Genomic DNA, 19458 nt, shown 5'->3' on the forward strand with positions numbered 1-19458 from the left:
AGTTCTGTGTGTCAAAAATTCGTGAACGGCACGGATCAGCGGTCGATCGTGCAATTTTGAGAATGGCGGGGCATGCAGCACTGTGGGGTGACACAAAGAGCAGGACAGGAGAAAACGCATCGCCGGCAAGGCAGACCTTGCCGGCGATCGCTCAGTCAGTGGTGCCAGACCCCGAGCAGCGCATCGAGCTCTGCTTCACTGATCAACCCCACCGGGTACCGCTCAACCAACAACCGACGTCGCGGATCGGTCTTCCTGACTCGATTATTTGCATTGTTTTTCAACCACTGTGCCAGTGCCTTGATCGATTCGTTATTAACGATGGACAGGCCTGAAGCTGGCTCACTGACTACATTCATATCGACACGTACTCCCCAGGGTCGTGAGCCATTAACCTACGTTAACTTTGTGACAGAACTGCGTGCTCTATCCGCTTGAAATACAATGCAAAACAAATACAAGAGCTGTGCCAGATCGAGCTCCGATCGTCGAATGACGCGCAAAAAAAAGCCCGTCGTGCGACGGGCTTTTTTACTTAAATGGTTCAGCGTTTGACCGGTGCCGGCTGCTGTTGGGTCAAGCAATGGATGTTGCCGCCACCGAGCAACAGCTCGCGCCCTGGCACCATGACTACCTCACGATCCGCGAACAGCGTCTGCAAAATCGCTCTAGCCTCGGCATCTGCCGGATCATCGAAGCTTGGCGCGATGATCGCACCATTGACGATCAGGAAGTTGACATAGGAGCCGGCAAGGCGAACCGACGGGTTGCGCTCCTGGCTACCGGCGACCGGATCGACACCCGCACATTCCTCCTCGGTCGCGTACAGCGGCCCGGGGATCGGCATTTTATGCACCACAAAGGTGCGCCCTTTGGCATCGCGCTGACGCTCCAACACCTCAAGCGCCGCACGGCAACGTGCAAAGTTGGGGTCGTTGGAATCATCGGTCCAGGCCAGTAACACTTCACCAGGGCGCACGTAACAGCAAAAGTTGTCCACGTGCCCATCGGTTTCGTCGTTATACAGGCCATCAGGCAGCCAGACGATGGTCTCCACCGCCAGGTGATCGCGCAGGATCGCCTCTATTTGCTCACGGTTCAGGTGCGGGTTGCGGTTGTGATTGAGCAGGCATTCTTCTGTGGTGATCAGCGTGCCTTCGCCGTCGACGTGAATCGAGCCACCTTCCAGCACGAAGCCTTCGGTCTGGTAGCGTGTACAGCGCTCGATCTGCAGGATCTTGCCAGCCACTTGTTCATCACGGTTCCACGGTGCGTACAGGCCGCCCTCAAAACCACCCCAGGCATTGAAGCCCCAATCGACGCCGCGGACTTCACCCGCGTCGTTGATCACAAAGGTCGGGCCAGTGTCACGCACCCAGGCATCGTCATTGCTGATTTCCACCACGCGGATGTTCGGGGTGTCCAGCAGGCGGGCACAGGCATGTTCGTATTGGGCGGCCGACACGCCGATGGTCACCGGCTCGAAGCGGGCAATGGCCTTGGCCACGGCAACATGCGCGGCCTGCGCCGGCTTGCCGCCCAGGCGCCAGTTGTCCGGGCGCTCCGGCCACACCATCCAGACCTGCGATTGTGGCGCCCACTCGGCAGGCATGTGAAAGCCATCGGCGCGTGGGGTAGTGGTCAGGGTTGTCATAGTTGAACCTTTGCAAGAACTGCCGCAGAACGGGCCTGCGGCACGATAAATGGGTGATCAGGATTCCAGCGAACCGTCGAGGGTCTTCAGCGTACCGTACAGGTCCGGCCGACGGTCACGGAAGGTGCCCCAGGCGCTGCGCACATGCTCCAGCTTGTCCAGGTCGAAAGTATGCACCAGCACGCCTTCTTCGGTTTCATTCAGTTCTTCAACCTTTTCGCCAAACGGGTTGGCGATGAACGACGAGCCGTAGAACGTGATGTCGTAGCCGTCCTGCTCTTCCTTGCCGATACGGTTGCTGGCGACCAGCGGCATCAGGTTGGCGCCGGCATGGCCTTGCTGCACGCGCTGCCAGTGATCACGCGAGGTGATGCTGGCGTCATGCGGTTCGCTGCCAATGGCGGTCGGGTAGAACAGAATTTCCGCGCCTTGCAGGGCCATGCTGCGTGCGCACTCGGGGAACCACTGGTCCCAGCAGATACCGACGCCGATCTTGGCATAACGGGTGTTCCAGACCTTGAAGCCGGTATCACCCGGGTTGAAGTAGTACTTTTCGTGATAGCCCGGGCCATCCGGGATATGGCTCTTGCGGTAGATGCCCAGGTTGCGGCCATCGGCATCGATGATCGCAATGCTGTTGAAACGCGCCCGCCCGGCCAGTTCGTAGAAGCTGATCGGCAGCACCACTTGCAGTTCCTTGGCCAGCTTCTGGAAATGGACGATAGCGGCGTTGGTTTCAACCGGGGTCGCCAGTTGCAGGTAGTCGGCGTTGGGCTTCTGGCAGAAGTACGGGGTCTCGAACAGTTCCTGGATCAGGATGATCTGCGCGCCCTTGGCGGCGGCTTCGCGCACCAGCTTCTCGGCTGTGGCGATGTTGGCGTCGCGATCCCAGGAACAGGCCATCTGGGTGGCGGCGACGGTAACGATGCGGCTCATGAAAACGTCCTCGAAGGGTTGCTGGGCAAGTAATGAGGACTTTATAGCCGATAAAAATCGGCTTTGGAAGGCGATAAATCAAAATAAAAGGGTGAGTATTGCCATTTAAATCGATAACAATCGATTTAAATCAGTGTTTTCCATGTTGATCACATTGTAGAAAAACCTGCCCCCCCTTGGAGGAGCAGGCAAGCCTGCGAAGGGCTGCAGCGCAGCCCCAATGCGGGTTTAGAGGTCTTCTGCCAACACCTTCGCCACGCTGTCGACGAAGAAATCGACGCTTTCACGGGTGGTGCACATCGGCGGTTTGATCTTGAGGATGTTCAGGTAGTCACCGGTTGGCTGCATGAAGATCCCCAGTTCGCGCAAGCGCTCGCACAGCGCCGCGGTTTCTTCGGTGGCCGGCTCCAGTGTGCTGCGGTCGCGCACCAGTTCCAGGCCCAGGTAGAAACCGGAACCGTGCACGGCGCCCACAAGCGGATGTTTATCGACCAATGCCTGCAGCCGCGCCTTGAAGTGCCCACCGACGGTACGCGCGTTGTCCCACAGGCCTTCTTCGCCCATGACATCGAGCACGGCCATGCCGATCCGGCAACTGACCGGGCTGCCGCCAGCAGACGAGAAGAAGTAGCCCTCGGCCTCCAGTGCCTCGGCGATTTCCCGACGGGTGATGACCGCGCCCAGTGGGTGGCCGTTACCCATGCCCTTGGCCATGGTGATGATGTCCGGCACCACGCCCTGTTGCTCGAAGCCCCAGAAATAATCGCCAAGGCGGCCATAGCCAACCTGCACCTCGTCGGCGATACAGGCCCCGCCCAAGGCCCTAACCTTGCCGTAGACCTGTTGCAGGTAACCCGGCGGCAAGGCGATACCGCCGGCGTTGCCGTACACCGGTTCACAGATGAAACCAGCCACCTGGCGCTTCTGCGCGGTCAGGCGGTCGAGGGTGGCATCGACATCACGAACATAGTCGGCAGTGCTCTCAGCGCCCCGGTAGGCACCACGGTAGGTGTTCGGCGCCATCACCGGGTGTACCCAGTCTGGACGGGTGGTCAGGGCTTGCGGGTTGTCGGCAATGGAGGTGGAAATCGCATCGGTGGCCACCGACCAGCCGTGGTAGGCCTCCAATACGCTGAGCATGTCGCGGCCACCGCTGTAGGCCCAGGCCAGGCGGATCGCCAGGTCGTTGGCTTCGGTGCCGCTGTTGACTAGAAACACCCGGTCCATGCCTTCGGGCGCCAGTTCCAGCAGGCGCTCGGAGAACTCGGCAATGGCCGCGTAGTGGAAGCGTGAGTTGGTATTGAGCAACGACCATTGCCGCGCCGACTCGGCGACCATCCGTGGGTGGCCATGACCGAGCACCGCAACGTTGTTGAGCATGTCCAGGTAGGAGCGGCCCTGCATGTCGATCAGGTAGTTGCGCCAGCCACGCTCGATCTGCGGTGGCTGCTGGTAATAGTGCTTCTGCGAACGGGCGAAACTGGCGTCACGCCGCTCAAGCAGTGCCTGGGCATCGGCCAGTGGTTCAGCGTCGCAGGCAAACCCTAGCAACGGCTGCGGCGAGGGGCATAGCGCCAGCCAGGCCTGCGCACGTGAAGGCGTGGCGAACAGTGGCGGGCATAACCCCGGTACGCGGCACAGTTGCAGCATCAGGCCGACACTGCTCTGCCCCAGCGGCTCGCCCTGCTTGAGCGCCAGGCCATCGGCCGGGGCATCGACCACGCCCCACAACCACAGGCTGACCTGCTCACCCTGCAGGCAACCACCGCCCGCCACCGCGTGCCAGACACCGGCAAACGGCGCCTGCAGGGCCGTACCCGAGGGAACCTGCAGCTCGACATGCAAGGCGCAGGTTTCGGGTTCCTGCGGGTTATCGATATGGGTACGCGACAACCGGTATTGGCCGTGCAGCGCGCAGGCCAGCCCGCTCTGGGCGCGCAACAGCTGCTGGTCGATGCCCGGCTGCTGCCAGTTACCGGCCTGGAAATGTTCGCTGAGTACCCCGAGGTCGACGCGGGCGACAGGCTGGCCGTTCAGGCTGGGCATTAACAGCGTGGTGTTGACCAACCCCAGCGGGGCCAGATCATGACCCGCGGCCTGCAGGATCGCCGTTTCCATCAAGGCGAACGGCACGCTGGTCGCGACCTCGAAGATTTCCCACTCGTGGGCCAGGTTGTCCCGGCTGTAGGCATTGCCCGGATCGACGCTGACCTGCTGCTCTCCGCTCAGCACCAGCACGGCGGCACGGGCCACGATCATCGGCCACAGGGCCTTGAGCTCGGCCTCAGTCAGCGGGTTGACGACCTGATACGCCTGAATGGCGGGCAGGATACGCAACGGGTCGCCTTCGGCGTGGTGCAACAGCGCCGCGCAAGTCACCGAGAGGTCGGCAATCCGCCAGGTATGCAGCAAGTCGCCAAAGTCGATCACCCCCTGCAACTGCCAGTGGCGCTGGGCATCGCGCTGCCACACGGTGTTGTCGTCGGTGATGTCCAGGTGCACGGCCTGCTGCGGCAGGTGTTCGATCAGCGGGGCCAGGTACTGCCAGGCCTCCGTAGCTGCCGCCTGCACGCGCGCCTTGCGCGGCCCTTCGACGAGTACCGGCAATAGATGTTCGATCAGCGCCGGTGCATGCCGTGGGTCCCACTGCAGGGTACGTTCCAGGCCTGGGTGGCTGAAGTCGGCCAAGGCATGGTCGATGCGCGCACAGAACTCGCCCAGCTCAGCCATCAGCCGTGGTTCAAGGCGCTTGAGGCGGGTCAGCGACTGGCCTTCTATGTACTCAAGCAGGCGTGCGCGCAGGGGCTGGCCATTCAGGCTCAGTGCCAACAGGTGCTCGCCGGAACGCGCTGGCACCACGCCAGGCACCGGCAGCCAGCGCTCACGCAGGTAACCGAGGGCGGCATGCTGGGCCTGAAGCTCGACCGGCGAATAATCACCGTGGCAGATCTTCAACACGTAACGACCCTGAGGGCTGTCGAGGCGAAAATTCAGGTCTTGTTGACTGCCCAGCGACTGTAACGTGCCGGTAAGCCCATAATGTTCCTGCAGCAACTGCAGGGCCTGTGATTCGCTGACATCCGGGCGCGGTAAGCTGGATCGGTGGATAAGGGTAGTAAGCGGCATGGGGCAAGCCTCGTTTTTTTGCTGCTTATATCGCCACCGCTTCTGCCGATAAGCAAGGGAGGTGGAAAAAAAGGCCGTACCGGGTATCGTTTTCTCCGACGCCGACAGTCGCCGTACGCTGCTTGCACCCACCCGCGCCTTTACACAGGCTAGGCAGCACCCGATCAATACCCGTTTAGTCAGGAAAGGCCACTCGACATGCGTATTCTTGTTACCGGCGGTGCCGGATTCATCGGTTCGGCGCTGATTCGCCACCTGATCGAGACCACCGCACATGACGTGCTCAACCTCGACAAGCTCACCTATGCCGGCAATCTGGAGTCGCTGAGCAGCATCGCGACCAATACCCGCTATGAGTTCGTGCAGGCCGACATCGCTGACCGCGCCAAGGTCGACGCCGTACTGGAACGTTTTGCTCCGCACGCGATCATGCACCTGGCCGCCGAATCGCATGTGGACCGCTCCATCGACGGCCCCGCCGCGTTCATCGAAACCAACATAGTCGGCACCTACAGCCTGCTGGAAGCCGCCCGTGCTTACTGGGCAAAGCTGCCCGCCGCCGAGCGTGAAGCCTTCCGCTTCCATCATGTGTCCACCGACGAGGTGTATGGCGATCTGCATGGGGTGGACGACCTGTTCACGGAAACCACGCCGTACGCCCCCAGTTCGCCCTACTCGGCCAGCAAGGCGGCCTCGGACCATCTGGTACGTGCCTGGCACCGAACCTACGGCTTGCCAGTACTGCTCAGCAACTGCTCGAACAACTATGGGCCGTTCCAGTTCCCGGAAAAGCTCATTCCGCTGACGATCCTCAACGCCTTGGCGGGCAAACCGCTGCCGGTCTACGGCAACGGCCTGCAAGTGCGTGACTGGCTGTTCGTCGAGGACCATGCCCGCGCCCTGCTGCAGGTGCTGTGCGCCGGTCAGGTCGGTGAGACGTACAACATCGGCGGGCACAATGAACAGAAGAATATCGATGTGGTGCGCAGCATCTGCGCCCTGCTTGAAGAACTGGCACCCGATCATCCGGCCGGGGTAAACCACTACACCGACCTGATCAGCTTCGTCCAGGACCGTCCCGGGCACGATCAGCGCTACGCCATCGACGCCAGCAAAATCCAGCGTGAGCTGGGCTGGACCCCGGCTGAAACCTTCCAGAGCGGGCTGCGCAAGACCGTGCAGTGGTACCTGGATAACAGTGAGTGGTGCCAACATGTTCAGGATGGCAGCTATCAAGGCCAGCGCCTGGGCAACAGCGATTTCAAGGACCTGATTGCATGACCAAAGGTATCGTTCTGGCGGGCGGCTCCGGCACTCGCCTGCACCCCATTACCCTGGGGCTTTCCAAACAACTGCTACCGGTCTACGACAAGCCGATGATCTACTACCCGATCTCGGTACTGATGCTGGCCGGTATCCGCGAAATCCTGATCATTTCCACCCCGCAGGACCTGCCGCAGTACCGTCAACTGCTCGGTGACGGCAGCCAGTTCGGCGTCCAGTTCAGCTATGCCGAACAGCCCTCGCCGGACGGCCTGGCCCAAGCCTTCCTGATTGGCGAAGCGTTCATTGGCAACGACTCGGTGTGCCTGATCCTCGGCGACAACATTTTCCACGGCCAGCGGTTTACCGAACAACTGCAACGCGCCGCCAGCCACAGCAGCGGTGCAACGGTGTTTGGTTACTGGGTCAAAGACCCGGAGCGCTTCGGCGTGATCGAGTACAACGAACAGGGCCAGGCCCTGTCGATCGAGGAAAAGCCGACGCAGCCCAAGTCCAGCTATGCCGTGACTGGCCTGTACTTCTACGATAACGACGTGATCGAGATCGCCAAGGGCATTACCCCCTCGGCCCGTGGCGAGCTGGAGATCACCGACGTCAACAACGCTTACCTGAAACGGGGTGACTTGCGCGTAGAACGCTTCGGGCGTGGCTTTGCCTGGCTCGATACCGGTACCCACGACAGCCTGCTGGAAGCCTCGCAATACGTGCAGACCATTGAGCACCGCCAGGGTCTGAAAGTGGCCTGCCTGGAAGAGATCGCCTTCCAACAGGGCTGGATCGACGAGGCGCACCTGCTTGAACGTGCCAACGCTTTTGGCAAGACCGGCTACGGCCAGTACCTCTACAGCCTGACCCGAGAGAACCGATGGAAGTAATCACCACTGACCTGCCCGAGGTACTGATCCTGGAGCCGAAGGTGTTCGGCGATGCCCGCGGTTTTTTCTACGAAAGCTTCAATGCCCGGGCCTTCGAAGCGCAGACAGGGGTCACGACAACCTTCGTTCAGGACAACCATTCCCGTTCACAGCGCGGCGTACTGCGCGGCCTGCATTACCAACTGGAAAACCCCCAGGGCAAACTGGTGCGGGTCGTACAGGGCGAGGTGCTCGATGTGTGCGTGGATATCCGCCGCAGTTCGCCAGCCTTTGGCCGTTGGGTCGCGGTGCATTTGTCTGCCGAAAACAAACGTCAGATGTGGATACCGGAAGGCTTCGCCCACGGTTTCGTGGTGTTGAGCGACAGTGCGGAGTTCCTCTACAAGACCACCGATTATTACAACCCGGCCGCCGAACGCTGCATCCGCTGGGACGACCCGGACCTGGCAATCGACTGGCAACTGCAACAGGAACCACTGTTGTCGGCCAAGGACCAGGCCGGTAAATCGCTGAAAGAGGCAGAACTGTTTCCATGACCGCAGCGCCATTGAACACGCTGATCATCGGCCAACACGGTCAGGTGGCGCGCGAACTGCAACTGCAGCTGGCCCCGCTCGGCACCCTGCACGTGCTGGGTCGCGATGCGCTCGACCTGGCGCATCCGGAGCAGATCCGTCAGCAGGTGCGCACCTTGGCACCGGACCTGATCATCAACGCCGCCGCCCACACCGCAGTCGATCAGGCGGAAGTCGAGCAGGCCCTGGCCTTTGCGGTCAACGCCCACGCCCCCGGGGTACTCGCTGAAGAGGCCGCGCGGCTGGGCATCCCGTTGATTCACTACTCCACCGACTACGTCTTCGATGGCCGCAAGGCCACGCCCTACAACGAAGACGATACGCCCAACCCGCTGAGCGTCTACGGCCGCAGCAAGCTGGCTGGCGAGCAGGCAATCCGCGACGTCGCTGGCCAGCACCTGATCCTGCGCACCAGTTGGGTGTACTCGCTGCACGGGCGCAATTTCCTGCTGACCATGCAGCGGTTGCTGCAGGAAAAACCCGAGCTGCGCGTGGTTGCCGATCAGATCGGTGCACCGACCTGGGCGGCTACCATCGCCCGCAGCACCCGCGCCCTGATCGAGCATTGGCAGGCGGGCCAGGCGGGTGCCTGGGGCACCTATCACCTGACCGCGCAAGGCGAGACATCCTGGTTCGGTTTTGCCCAGGCCATCGCCGCGCACCTCCAGGCCCAAGGCAAGCACTGTGCCCGGCTAGTGCCCATCCCAACCTGCGAGTACCCGACACCGGCCCAGCGCCCACTCAACTCGCGCCTGGACTGCAGTCGCCTGCAAAAGCAATGGCAGGTCAGCCAGCCAGACTGGCAGCAAGCACTGATCGACTGCCTGAAGTAGCGCATAATGCGCCAGACTCCACCGGCGCATTTGCAATGACCATGACCCCGACCGTTCCCCGTCGTCCACGCTGGCGCAGCCTGGCCATCGTCGCCTTGTTCCTCGCCCCACTGCTCTTGCCGCTGCAACACCTGGCCGAGCGTTACTATCAGGACGAGCTGGCCGGGCAAAATCGCCAGACCCTCGACCTGTACGTGGCAAACCTGCTGGGTACCCTGCACCGTTATGAAACCCTGCCGCAGATCCTCGGTGACCTACCAGCCCTGCGTGCGGTGCTCAAGGACCCGATGCGCCTGGAAACCCTGACCAACGCCAACCGTCTGCTCAAGGACATCAGCACCCAGACCGGTGCCGAAGTGATGTACCTGATGGACACCAACGGCAACACCCTGGCAGCGTCCAACTGGGACAAGCGCGACACCTTCGTTGGCCGTAACTTTGCTTTCCGCCCGTATTTCAGCGATGCCCTTACCGGGCGCCTGGGGCGCTTTTTCGGCCAAGGCACCACCTCGGCCAAACGCGGTTACTTCTTTGCAGGTGCCGTGCGCGATGGCGAGCACGTGATCGGCGCACTGGTGGTCAAGGTCGACCTGGACCACACCGAAACGCTCTGGGGCAAAACCCCGGAACAACTGCTGCTGACCGACCAGAACGGCGTGGTTATTCTGACCTCCCGTCCGGACTGGCGCTTCCGTGCCACCCGGCCACTGACCGATACCGAGCGCGCCGCCATTGCCGCGATCCAGCCCTACCCGACGCTGACGCCCCAACCGCTGAACCTCGACCCCAAAGCCTGGCTGATCCAGACCCGAACCATCGAGGAAACCGGCTGGCAGGTGAGCATCCTTGCCCCACGCACCCTGATCGACCGTTCGGTACGCACGGTGCTGGCCATCGGCGGCGCCACGCTGCTGGTGTTGATGCTGCTGCTTGGGCTGATCATGCAGCGGCGGCGGCACTACATGGACCGAATCGCCTTCGAGGCCCGCGCCCGCCAGGAACTGGAACAACGGGTCATTGAGCGAACCGCCGACCTTGAAGGCCTGAACAGCCGCCTGAAAAACGAAGTGCTGGAGCGCGAGCAGGCGCAACAGGAACTGGTCCGTGCGCAGGATGAACTGGTTCAGGCCGGCAAGTTGTCGGTGCTCGGCACGATGTCGGCGAGCATCAGCCATGAGCTCAATCAACCGCTGGCGGCCATCCGCAGTTATGCCGAAAACGCCGAGATCCTGCTCGACCATCAGCGCACCGAAGAAGCCCGCAGCAACCTCAAGCTGATCGCTGAACTGACCGGGCGCATGGCCTCGATCATCGCCCACCTGCGCGCCTTTGCCCGGCGCGACCGGCACGCCCCCGAGAGCGTGGCCCTGCAACCGGCGCTGGACGATGCCCTGGCCCTGCTGGCCAAACGGCGCCGGGCAATGGCCGTGGAGCTGGTGCGTGACCTGCCAGAGGCCACCCTGTGGGTACAGGCCGGTGAAACCCGCTTGCGCCAGGTGCTCGGCAACCTGCTGGCCAACGCCCTCGACGCGCTGACCGAGAAGGCCAACCCGCGCAAGCTGTGGCTAAGTGCCGAACGCAAGGACGACAACGTCTACCTGTACATTCGCGACAACGGCCCGGGGTTCAGCAGCGAAGCCATGGCCCGTGCCCGTGAACCGTTCTTCACCACCAAGACCCGTACCCAGGGCCTTGGCCTGGGGCTGGCGATCTGCGATACCTTGATGCGTGCGCTGGGTGGCGAACTGCTGCTGGCCAACCACCCGGAGGGTGGCGCATTGCTGACCCTGAAACTGCGCGTAGCCAAACCCGGCGCCAACCTGCAAACCTCGGAGGATCCATCGGCATGACGACCGAGCCGCTCATCGATAGCCGCACACAGGTGATTCTGGTCGATGACGACCCGCACTTGCGTCAGGCGCTGAGCCAGACCCTCGACCTCGCCGGCCTCAAGGTCATGTCCCTGAGCGATGCCCAAGGCTTGGCCCAACGTATCGAAGCCGATTGGCCGGGGGTAGTCGTAAGCGATATTCGCATGCCAGGCATCGACGGCCTGCAACTGCTCGAACAGTTGCATGGGCAGGACCCGGAGTTACCCGTGCTGCTGATTACCGGCCACGGCGACGTACCGTTGGCCGTCCAGGCCATGCGTGCCGGCGCCTACGATTTTCTTGAAAAACCCTTCGCCAGCGATGCCCTGCTCGACAGCGTGCGCCGGGCCTTGGCCCTGCGCCGCCTGATACTGGACAACCGCAGCCTGCGCCTGGCCCTCAGCGATCGCCAGGCATTGAGCGCCCGGCTGGTCGGGCAATCGGCACCGATGCTGCGCCTGCGTGAGCAGATTGGCGCACTGGCCCCGACCCGCGCCGACGTATTGATCCTCGGCGAAACCGGCGCAGGCAAGGAAGTCGTCGCCCGTGCCCTGCACGACCTGTCGAGCCGCCGCGACGGCCCGTTCGTGGCGATCAATGCCGGCGCGCTGGCGGAGTCGGTGGTCGAGAGCGAGCTGTTTGGCCATGAATCCGGCGCCTTCACCGGGGCGCAGAAACGCCGGATTGGCAAATTCGAGTTCGCCAACGGCGGCACACTGTTCCTCGACGAAATCGAGAGCATGAGCCTGGATGTTCAGGTCAAGCTGCTGCGCCTGCTGCAAGAACGTGTGGTCGAGCGCCTCGGCGGCAACCAGCAGATCCCGCTGGATATCCGGGTCATCGCTGCCACCAAGGAAGACCTGCGCCAGGCCGCCGATCAGGGCCGCTTCCGGGCCGACCTGTACTACCGCCTGAACGTCGCGCCGCTGCGTATTCCACCGCTGCGCGAACGCGGCGAAGACATTTTGCTGCTGTTCCAGCATTTTGCCGATGCGGCCAGCCAGCGCCACGGCCTGCCCGGCCATGCCCTGCAACCGGCGCAGCGCGCCCTGCTCATGCGCCATGCCTGGCCAGGCAACGTGCGCGAACTGCAGAACGCGGCGGAACGTTTCGCCCTCGGCCTTGAGCTGGCCCTGGACGGCGACACCCCCAGCGAGCCGCTGGCTGCCAACCCGGTGCTGGGCAGCGGCAACTTGAGCGAGCAGGTCGAACACTTCGAACGCTCGCTGATCGCCGCCGAGCTGGCCCGTTCGCACAGCTCACTGCGCAGCCTGGCCGAGGCCCTGGGTATCCCACGCAAAACCCTGCACGACAAGTTGCGCAAGCATGGCCTGAATTTCGCCGACAGCCACAGCAGCGGCACTGATGATCTTGAGGAGAACCGCCCGTGACCACCGACAGCCAGTACCTGGAAACCCTCCTGCATAACGACATTCCCCTTACCCGGGAAATGGGCTTGCAGGTAGTTGATTGGCAACAACAGCGCCTGCGCCTGCAGTTGCCGCTGGCTGCCAACGTCAATCACAAGAGCACCATGTTTGGCGGCAGCCTTTACTGCGCCGCCGTACTGGTTGGTTGGGGCTGGTTGCACATGCGCTTGCGCGAGGCCGGCATCGACGACGGCCATATTGTCATTCAGGAAGGGCAGATCAACTATCCAGTGCCCGTCACCGGTGCAGCCATCGCTCAATGCGAGGCGCCTGATGAGAAGGTCTGGAATAAGTTCATCGCCACTTACCAGCGCTATGGCCGGGCCCGCCTGAACCTGAACACCCAGGTTCGCAACGCCGGCAGCGAAGAGGATGCCGTGCGTTTCAGCGGGCAGTATGTGTTACATCGCTGAGGCGAGCTTGAGCAGGTCGTTGCGCCACGCCGCAGCGGCCGGCAACGCCAGGAAGAACGCATTGAGTAACGATTCACGCGGCGGGTAGCTGAAGACCTGGCCATCAAGGCCCAATACTTCACCACCAGCGCCCTCCAGCACACCTTGAGCTGCTGCCGTATCCCACTGCGAGGTCGGCGCCAGGCGCGGGTAACAATCCGCGCTGCCTTCAGCCAGCAGGCAGAACTTCAACGAACTGCCGATATTGGCCAGTTGCAACTCGCCGAGCGTGCCGCTGAGCCCTGCCAACAAGTGTTCCTGCTGTGGGCTGGTATGACGGCGACTGGCGACCACGGTAAAGCTTTCACCCGCTGGTGGCGCCAGACGAACCTGAATCGGCTGCGCCTCGCCCCCGCGGTCGGAGCGCCAGGCGCCGAGCGCTTTACCACCGAAATAGCAGCGGCCACTGGTCGGCATGGCGACAACACCGAACAGCACTTGCCCCTGTTCAATCAGTGCGATGTTGACGGTGAATTCTTCGCTGCCTGCGATGAACTCCTTGGTGCCGTCCAGCGGGTCGACCAACCACCAGCGCTGCCAGGTCTGCCGCTCGCTCAAGGGAATCTCGCAATCCTCTTCGGACAACACCGGAATCGCCGGAGCCAGGGCTTGCAAGCCGCTGGCAATCACTTGATGCGCGGCCATATCCGCCGCCGTCACCGGCGAAGCATCGGCCTTGGCGGTGACCGCCACATCAGCCCGCCAGAACGGCAGAATGGCATCCCCTGCCAGACGGGCCAGATCGACGACCTCAGCCATCATCGCGTTCAGGTTCAATTCGCTCATGGGACAAATACCCCACGCTGGGTCAGCAGGTCGCGCGCCAGGTACAACGCCGCCAGCGCTCGCCCTTCGGAAAACTGCGGATGCTGTGCCAGCGAGGCCAGATCACGCAGGTTGACCTTATCAACCCGCATCGGCTCCGGCTCATCGCCCTCAAGGCGCTCTTCATAGAGGTCGCTGGCCAGCACCACCTGGATTTTCTGGCTCATGTAGCCCGGCGACAACGACAGTTCGGTCAGGTGCTCCAGTTGCCGGGCACCGAAGCCGGCCTCTTCCTTGAGCTCACGGTCGGCCGCAGCCAACACGTCTTCGCCCGGTTCGATCAGGCCCTTGGGCAACGACAGTTCGTACTCGTCGGTGCCGCCGCAGTACTCCTCAACCAACACCGCGTGTTCGGCATCGAGCATCGCCACGATCATCACCGCACCATACCCGTTGCCGCGCCCGACTAATCGCTCATAGGTGCGCTCGGCACCGTTGGCAAAGCGCAGTTGCACCGCTTCGACACGAAATAGACGGCTGCTGGCGACAATCTCGCGAGCAAGGACTGTGGGTTTCTGGCGCATGGGTGGCGGCTCCTTGGCGTGAACGCGGTACTATACCGTGGCTTGCCCGGCCACTGCGCCCGACTGACCGAGAATCTTTCATGCCTGCCCTGAACTGGCGCGACATCGATACTGTTCTACTCGATATGGACGGCACCCTGCTCGACCTGCATTACGACAACCACTTCTGGCTCGAACACCTGCCGCAGCGCTATGCCGAACTGCATGGGGTGAGCCGGGCCATGGCCGAACTGGAACTGCAGCCGTTGTTTGAAAAGAACGCCGGCTCGCTGAACTGGTACTGCCTGGATTTCTGGAGTGCAGAGCTGAACCTGCCGATTCGCGAACTGAAGCTGGAAACCGCGAACCTGATCGCCCTGCGCCCGGATGCCGACGTGTTCCTCGCGGCCATCCGCGATGCCGGCAAGCGGGTGGTACTGATCACCAACGCCCACCGCGATTCGCTCTCGGTGAAACTGGAACGGGTGGCACTGGCGCCGTATTTCGAGCGCCTGATCAGCTCCCATGACTACGGTTTTCCCAAGGAAGACCCACAGTTCTGGAGTGCCCTGCAGGCCGACATCAACTTCGACCCGGCGCGCAGCCTGTTCATCGACGACACTCTGGCGATCCTGCGCAGCGCCCAGTCTTTTGGTGTTGCACACCTGCTTGCGGTGCGTCAGCCCGACAGCCGCAAAGGCCCACGGGACACCCAGGAGTTCGCGGCACTGGACGACTATCGGACGTTGCTCGAAGGGCTCGGTTAGAATGCCTCGCCTGCCCTGTGCCGTGGAGCGCCGATGGACATCAAACAACTGAAATTCCTGATCGCCCTGGATGAAACCCGCCACTTCGGCCAAGCGGCCGCGTTGTGCCATGTAACCCAGCCAACCCTGTCGATGCGCCTGCGCAACCTGGAGCAGGAACTGGGTTTGGCCCTGGTCAATCGTGGTCAGCGCTTCGAGGGGTTCACCGCCCAGGGTGAACGGGTGCTGGCCTGGGCCCGTTCGGTACTGGCCGCCTACGATGGCTTGTACGCCGAAGCGGCTGCCTGCCGTGGGCATCTGGTCGGCACCCTGCGCCTGGGCATGGTGCCGCTGTCGAGCTTCGACCCGCTGCCACTGCTGCAGCGCCTGCACAGCCAGCATCCTCAACTGTGCTTTGAACTGAGCGCACTCAGCTCCGAGCAGATTCTGGAGCAGTTGGCGAGTAACCGGCTTGACCTCGGCGTGTCGTACCTCGAACGGCTGGATAACGAACGTTTCGAGTCCCTGGCGCTGGGCGACACACGCATGGGCCTGCTGTATGACCCGGCGTACTTCAATTTCGACGATAAGCCCCTCAGTTGGCAGGCATTGACCGAACTGCCTTTGGGCCTGCTCACCGCCGGCATGCACTTTCGTCAGTCAATCGACCACAACTTCCACAGCCGTGGCCTGAACCCGCAACCGCTGCTGCAGACCGATGCCGTGCATCAACTGGTACAAGCGGTGAACGGTGGCCTGTGTTGCGCAATCATGCCGCTGGCCACCGGCCTGGAAGCCTTGACCGAGCGTCTGCGCCTGCAGCCCATCGAGCAAGCCAGCACCCTGGCACCGCTGGGCCTGATCATGCGCCGCAGCGCACCGCGTTCGGCCTTGGCCGAGGCTTGCTTCAACGAGTACCGCCACATGCAGGACGAGGTTTGATCGACCCGCTCTATCACGGCATCAGTATTAGCGATTAGACGATACCTGAGCGCAGGCCTAGGCTTAAGACTGATCAGCCGCCGGTACCTGTGCCATGACCCTAAAACGCCCCACTTGCGCGGCGACCACTGAGCTGGTGACGCCAGCGGCCAGCAACGACTACGCGTTCCACTACCTCGAAGACAGCACGCCGACCTACACCGCACTGGCCGAGGAAGTGGCCCTGGCGATTGCCTATAACGGCATCAGCCAGGCGGTCATGCTGGTCAGCCCCACCGACCTTGAAGACTTCATCGTTGGCTTCAGCATCGGTAGCGGCATCGCCGAGGCCAGTGAGATTTATGACATCACGCTCAGCGGCAGCGGCTCAGCCCTGCACGCGGAGGTTGAGATCGCCAGCCGGGCGTTCTGGAACCTCAAGAACCAACGTCGGCAACTGGCCGGTACCAGCGGTTGCGGCCTGTGCGGGGTCGAGGCATTGGAGCAGGCGCTGCCCGAGCTCAAGGTATTGCCCGGCGCACCCTTGCCACCGGCCGCCTGGCTGGTCGACCTGCGCCAGCGCATCAGTGCCTTCCAGCCGCTGGGCCAACACTGTGGCGCGGTGCATGCCGCGCTGTTCATGGACGCCAACGGCGAACTGCTGTTGGGCCGCGAAGATATCGGTCGGCACAACGCCCTCGACAAACTGATCGGGGCCCTTGTACGCCAACGCATCGCCACCAAGGGTGGCCTGGCCATTGTCACCAGCCGCTGCAGCCTGGAGCTGATCCAGAAGGTGCTGCGCGCCGGCATCCAGACGCTGGTCAGCCTGTCTGCTCCGACCGGCTTGGCCCTGCAATGGGCCCGCCAACACAACCTCAACCTTATTCACCTGCCACAACGTAGTGCGCCGCGGGTCTACAGCCCTGCGCGGGAGAACCGAACGTGAACCTGCCCCATCAAGTCGACCAGAAACCTGTTCCACGCTACAAGCCTTACCGCGGCGCCGCGGGTGGCTGGGGCGCACTGCGCAGCGTGGCACAAGCCTGGATTGGCAGTGACAACGCGCTGAAAAACATCCGTGCGTTGCTCAAGACCAACCAGAATGGCGGCCTCGACTGCCCAGGCTGCGCCTGGGGTGACTCGCCGGAAAGCGGCATGGTCAAGTTCTGCGAGAACGGCGCCAAGGCAGTGAACTGGGAAGCGACCAAACGCCGGGTCGATGCTGCATTCTTCGCCCGCCACAGCGTCACCTCACTGCTGCAGCAAAGCGATTACTGGCTTGAGTACCAGGGCCGGCTCACCGAACCGATGAGCTACAACCCCACAACCGACCGCTACCAGCCCATCAGCTGGGAGGCCGCCTTCGCCCTGATCGCCCGACACCTGCAGAACCTGGCAAGCCCGGATCAGGCCGAGTTCTACACCTCGGGCCGCGCCAGCAACGAAGCGGCATTTCTCTACCAGCTGTTCGTTCGTGCCTACGGCACCAACAACTTTCCAGACTGCTCGAACATGTGCCACGAAGCCAGCGGTGTGGCGTTGGGGCAAAGTGTCGGCGTCGGCAAAGGCACGGTGACCTTCGACGATTTCGAGCATGCCGAGGCGATCTTCGTCTGGGGCCAGAACCCAGGCACTAACCACCCCCGGATGCTTGAGCCGCTGCGCGAAGCGGTCAAGCGGGGCGCTCAGGTCGTCTGCATCAACCCGCTCAAGGAACGCGGCCTGGAGCGCTTCCAGCACCCGCAGCACCCCTTGGAGATGCTCACCAACGGTGACCGTCCAACCAACACGGCGTACTTCCGTCCGGCCCTGGGCGGCGACATGGCAGTACTGCGCGGCATGGCCAAGTACCTGTTGCAGTGGGAACGCGAAGCCCAGGCCAGCGGTGCACCAGCGGTGTTCGACCACGCCTTCATCGCGCAACACAGCGCCGGTGTCGACGACTACCTGGCAACGGTCGAGGCCACGCCCTGGGAACAGATCGAGGCACAGTCGGGCCTGAGCCTTGCCGAGATCGAACAGGCGGCGCAGATGTACCGCAAGGCTGGCAGGGTCATCATGTGCTGGGCCATGGGCATCACACAGCACCGACATTCAGTGGCAACCATTCAGGAAATCGCCAACCTGATGCTGCTGCGCGGCAACCTTGGCGTACCGGGCGCTGGCCTGTGCCCGGTCCGTGGCCACAGCAACGTGCAGGGCGACCGCACCATGGGCATCAACGAGCGCCCACCGGTGGCGTTGCTCGACGCACTGGAAAAGCGCTTCGGTTTCAAGGTGCCTCGGCACAACGGCCACAACACTGTCGAAGCCATTGGCGCAATGCTCGCCGGTCAGGCCAAGGTGTTCATCGGTTTGGGCGGCAACTTCGCCCAAGCCACGCCAGACACCGAGCGCACCGCCCAGGCCCTGCGCAACTGCGCACTGACCGTGCAGATCAGCACCAAGCTCAACCGCAGCCATCTGATCCACGGCAAGGACGCGCTGATCCTGCCATGCCTGGGACGCACTGACATCGACCTGCAGGCCGAAGGCGCCCAAGCGGTCACGGTAGAAGATTCGTTCAGCATGGTGCATGCCTCCAATGGTCAACTGCAGCCGTTGTCGCGGCAGATGCGCTCGGAGCCTGCAGTCATCGCCGGCATCGCTGCGGCCACCCTCGGCGCGCAGCCGGTGGACTGGCACTGGCTGGTGGCCGATTACGCACGCATCCGCGAGCTGATCAGCCAGACCATCCCGGGGTTCGAGGATTTCAACCAGCGCCTGGCGCGCCCCGGCGGTTTCTACCTGGGCAACAGCGCCAGCCAACGCCAATGGAACACCGCCAGTGGCAAGGCCAATTTCAAGGCCAACGCCCTGCCCGATGACTTGTTGCATGAATGTGTTCGCGCCAGTGGCCAGGTACCGGACCTGATCATGCAGTCGATGCGCTCGCACGATCAGTACAACACCACGATCTATGGCCTGGACGACCGCTACCGTGGCGTGAAAGGCCAACGCGATGTGTTGTTCGCCAACGAGGCCGACATCATTCGCCTGGGCTTCCGTCCGGGGCAGAAGGTGGATATCGTGTCGCTCTGGAGCGATGAGCGTGAGCGTCGGGTCAAAGGCTTCACCCTGCTCGCCTTCGACATCCCCGCCGGGCAGGCGGCAGCCTATTACCCCGAGGTGAACCCACTGGTGCCGCTGGAAAGCGTCGGCGATGACAGCCACACGCCCACCTCGAAATTCATCGCGATCAAGCTGCTCGCAGCCAGCGAGACGGCACGCATCATCTGACTGGTTTACGCCCACGAAAAAGGCCCTGACAACACTGCCAGGGCCTTTCCCGAAGTAGCTCAGACACGCGAAATTCGAGAAAGTTTCAGCTAAAAAACAGTAACTTATCGATTTGTGCACAAGTCGTGTTACTCGTCGGATTTCC

17 protein-coding genes are annotated in these 19458 nt (G+C 62.6%); 11 read left to right on the top strand and 6 right to left on the bottom strand.

Translation table 11 applies throughout. The features are described from left to right. Window positions 1–155: 155 nt before the first annotated feature. From CS390_RS23250 to CS390_RS23265, 4 genes are all read right to left on the bottom strand, one after another. Window positions 156–359 carry a hypothetical protein gene (locus CS390_RS23250; protein ID WP_065762061.1) on the bottom strand — a complete coding sequence of 68 codons (204 nt, stop codon included), beginning with the start codon at window positions 357–359 and terminating at the stop codon, window positions 156–158. A 185-nt stretch (window positions 360–544) separates the two neighbouring features. Continuing rightward, window positions 545–1654: an agmatine deiminase gene (gene aguA / locus CS390_RS23255; RefSeq protein ID WP_099776195.1), complete on the bottom strand. Its 1110-nt coding sequence runs from the start codon at window positions 1652–1654 to the stop codon at window positions 545–547. Window positions 1655–1711: 57 nt separating this feature from the next. After that, complete coding sequence (gene aguB / locus CS390_RS23260) at window positions 1712–2590, bottom strand: N-carbamoylputrescine amidase (RefSeq protein ID WP_065761073.1); 879 nt, start codon at window positions 2588–2590, stop codon at window positions 1712–1714. Between the two features lie 228 nt (window positions 2591–2818). Then, window positions 2819–5716, bottom strand: coding sequence for an aminotransferase (locus CS390_RS23265; protein ID WP_099776196.1), 2898 nt, complete (start codon window positions 5714–5716; stop codon window positions 2819–2821). A gap of 198 nt (window positions 5717–5914) precedes the next feature. On the opposite strand from CS390_RS23265, the gene rfbB reads away from it, so the two are divergent. The 7 genes from rfbB to CS390_RS23300 are packed head-to-tail and all read left to right on the top strand — an operon-like array spanning window position 5915 to window position 12997. Beyond that, complete coding sequence (gene rfbB, locus CS390_RS23270) at window positions 5915–6997, top strand: dTDP-glucose 4,6-dehydratase (protein ID WP_099776198.1); 1083 nt, start codon at window positions 5915–5917, stop codon at window positions 6995–6997. Next, window positions 6994–7875, top strand: a complete 882-nt coding sequence (rfbA, locus tag CS390_RS23275; RefSeq protein WP_099776200.1) for a glucose-1-phosphate thymidylyltransferase RfbA — start codon at window positions 6994–6996, stop codon at window positions 7873–7875. Before rfbB ends, rfbA begins: the two co-directional genes overlap by 4 nt. Further along, complete coding sequence (rfbC, locus tag CS390_RS23280) at window positions 7866–8411, top strand: dTDP-4-dehydrorhamnose 3,5-epimerase (RefSeq protein ID WP_099776202.1); 546 nt, start codon at window positions 7866–7868, stop codon at window positions 8409–8411. Before rfbA ends, rfbC begins: the two co-directional genes overlap by 10 nt. Next, entirely contained in the window at window positions 8408–9283 is an 876-nt protein-coding gene (rfbD, locus tag CS390_RS23285) for a dTDP-4-dehydrorhamnose reductase (protein WP_099776204.1), read from the top strand. Before rfbC ends, rfbD begins: the two co-directional genes overlap by 4 nt. Window positions 9284–9318: 35 nt before the next feature. Continuing rightward, the gene (locus CS390_RS23290) at window positions 9319–11133 is read left to right on the top strand and encodes an ATP-binding protein (protein WP_065761079.1); all 1815 of its coding nucleotides are present in this window, start codon (window positions 9319–9321) and stop codon (window positions 11131–11133) included. Continuing rightward, on the top strand, window positions 11130–12545 hold the full coding sequence (locus CS390_RS23295) for a sigma-54 dependent transcriptional regulator (protein WP_099776206.1): 1416 nt from the start codon (window positions 11130–11132) through the stop codon (window positions 12543–12545). Before CS390_RS23290 ends, CS390_RS23295 begins: the two co-directional genes overlap by 4 nt. After that, window positions 12542–12997 carry a YiiD C-terminal domain-containing protein gene (locus CS390_RS23300; RefSeq protein ID WP_099776208.1) on the top strand — a complete coding sequence of 152 codons (456 nt, stop codon included), beginning with the start codon at window positions 12542–12544 and terminating at the stop codon, window positions 12995–12997. The genes CS390_RS23295 and CS390_RS23300 overlap by 4 nt, the downstream gene beginning before the upstream one ends. Here CS390_RS23300 and cysQ read toward each other — a convergent pair. Further along, complete coding sequence (cysQ, locus tag CS390_RS23305; RefSeq protein ID WP_099776210.1) at window positions 12986–13822, bottom strand: 3'(2'),5'-bisphosphate nucleotidase CysQ; 837 nt, start codon at window positions 13820–13822, stop codon at window positions 12986–12988. The two genes, CS390_RS23300 and cysQ, sit on opposite strands and share 12 nt — an antisense overlap. Next, on the bottom strand, window positions 13819–14385 hold the full coding sequence (gene nudE, locus CS390_RS23310; protein ID WP_065761083.1) for an ADP compounds hydrolase NudE: 567 nt from the start codon (window positions 14383–14385) through the stop codon (window positions 13819–13821). The genes cysQ and nudE overlap by 4 nt, the downstream gene beginning before the upstream one ends. An 80-nt stretch (window positions 14386–14465) precedes the next feature. On the opposite strand from nudE, the gene yrfG reads away from it, so the two are divergent. The 4 genes from yrfG (at window position 14466) to CS390_RS23330 (ending at window position 19313) form a co-directional block, all read left to right on the top strand. Further along, the gene (gene yrfG, locus CS390_RS23315) at window positions 14466–15131 is read left to right on the top strand and encodes a GMP/IMP nucleotidase (protein ID WP_065761084.1); all 666 of its coding nucleotides are present in this window, start codon (window positions 14466–14468) and stop codon (window positions 15129–15131) included. A 33-nt stretch (window positions 15132–15164) separates the two neighbouring features. Continuing rightward, window positions 15165–16052 carry a LysR family transcriptional regulator gene (locus CS390_RS23320; RefSeq protein WP_065761085.1) on the top strand — a complete coding sequence of 296 codons (888 nt, stop codon included), beginning with the start codon at window positions 15165–15167 and terminating at the stop codon, window positions 16050–16052. Between the two features lie 94 nt (window positions 16053–16146). Beyond that, window positions 16147–16980, top strand: a complete 834-nt coding sequence (gene fdhD, locus CS390_RS23325) for a formate dehydrogenase accessory sulfurtransferase FdhD (protein ID WP_099776211.1) — start codon at window positions 16147–16149, stop codon at window positions 16978–16980. A gap of 2 nt (window positions 16981–16982) precedes the next feature. Next, entirely contained in the window at window positions 16983–19313 is a 2331-nt protein-coding gene (locus tag CS390_RS23330) for an FdhF/YdeP family oxidoreductase (protein ID WP_371918275.1), read from the top strand. Window positions 19314–19458 lie beyond the last annotated feature (145 nt).

Source organism: Pseudomonas sp. HLS-6 (assembly GCF_002753995.1).
In the GTDB taxonomy this organism is placed as follows: Bacteria; Pseudomonadota; Gammaproteobacteria; order Pseudomonadales; family Pseudomonadaceae; genus Aquipseudomonas; species Aquipseudomonas defluvii.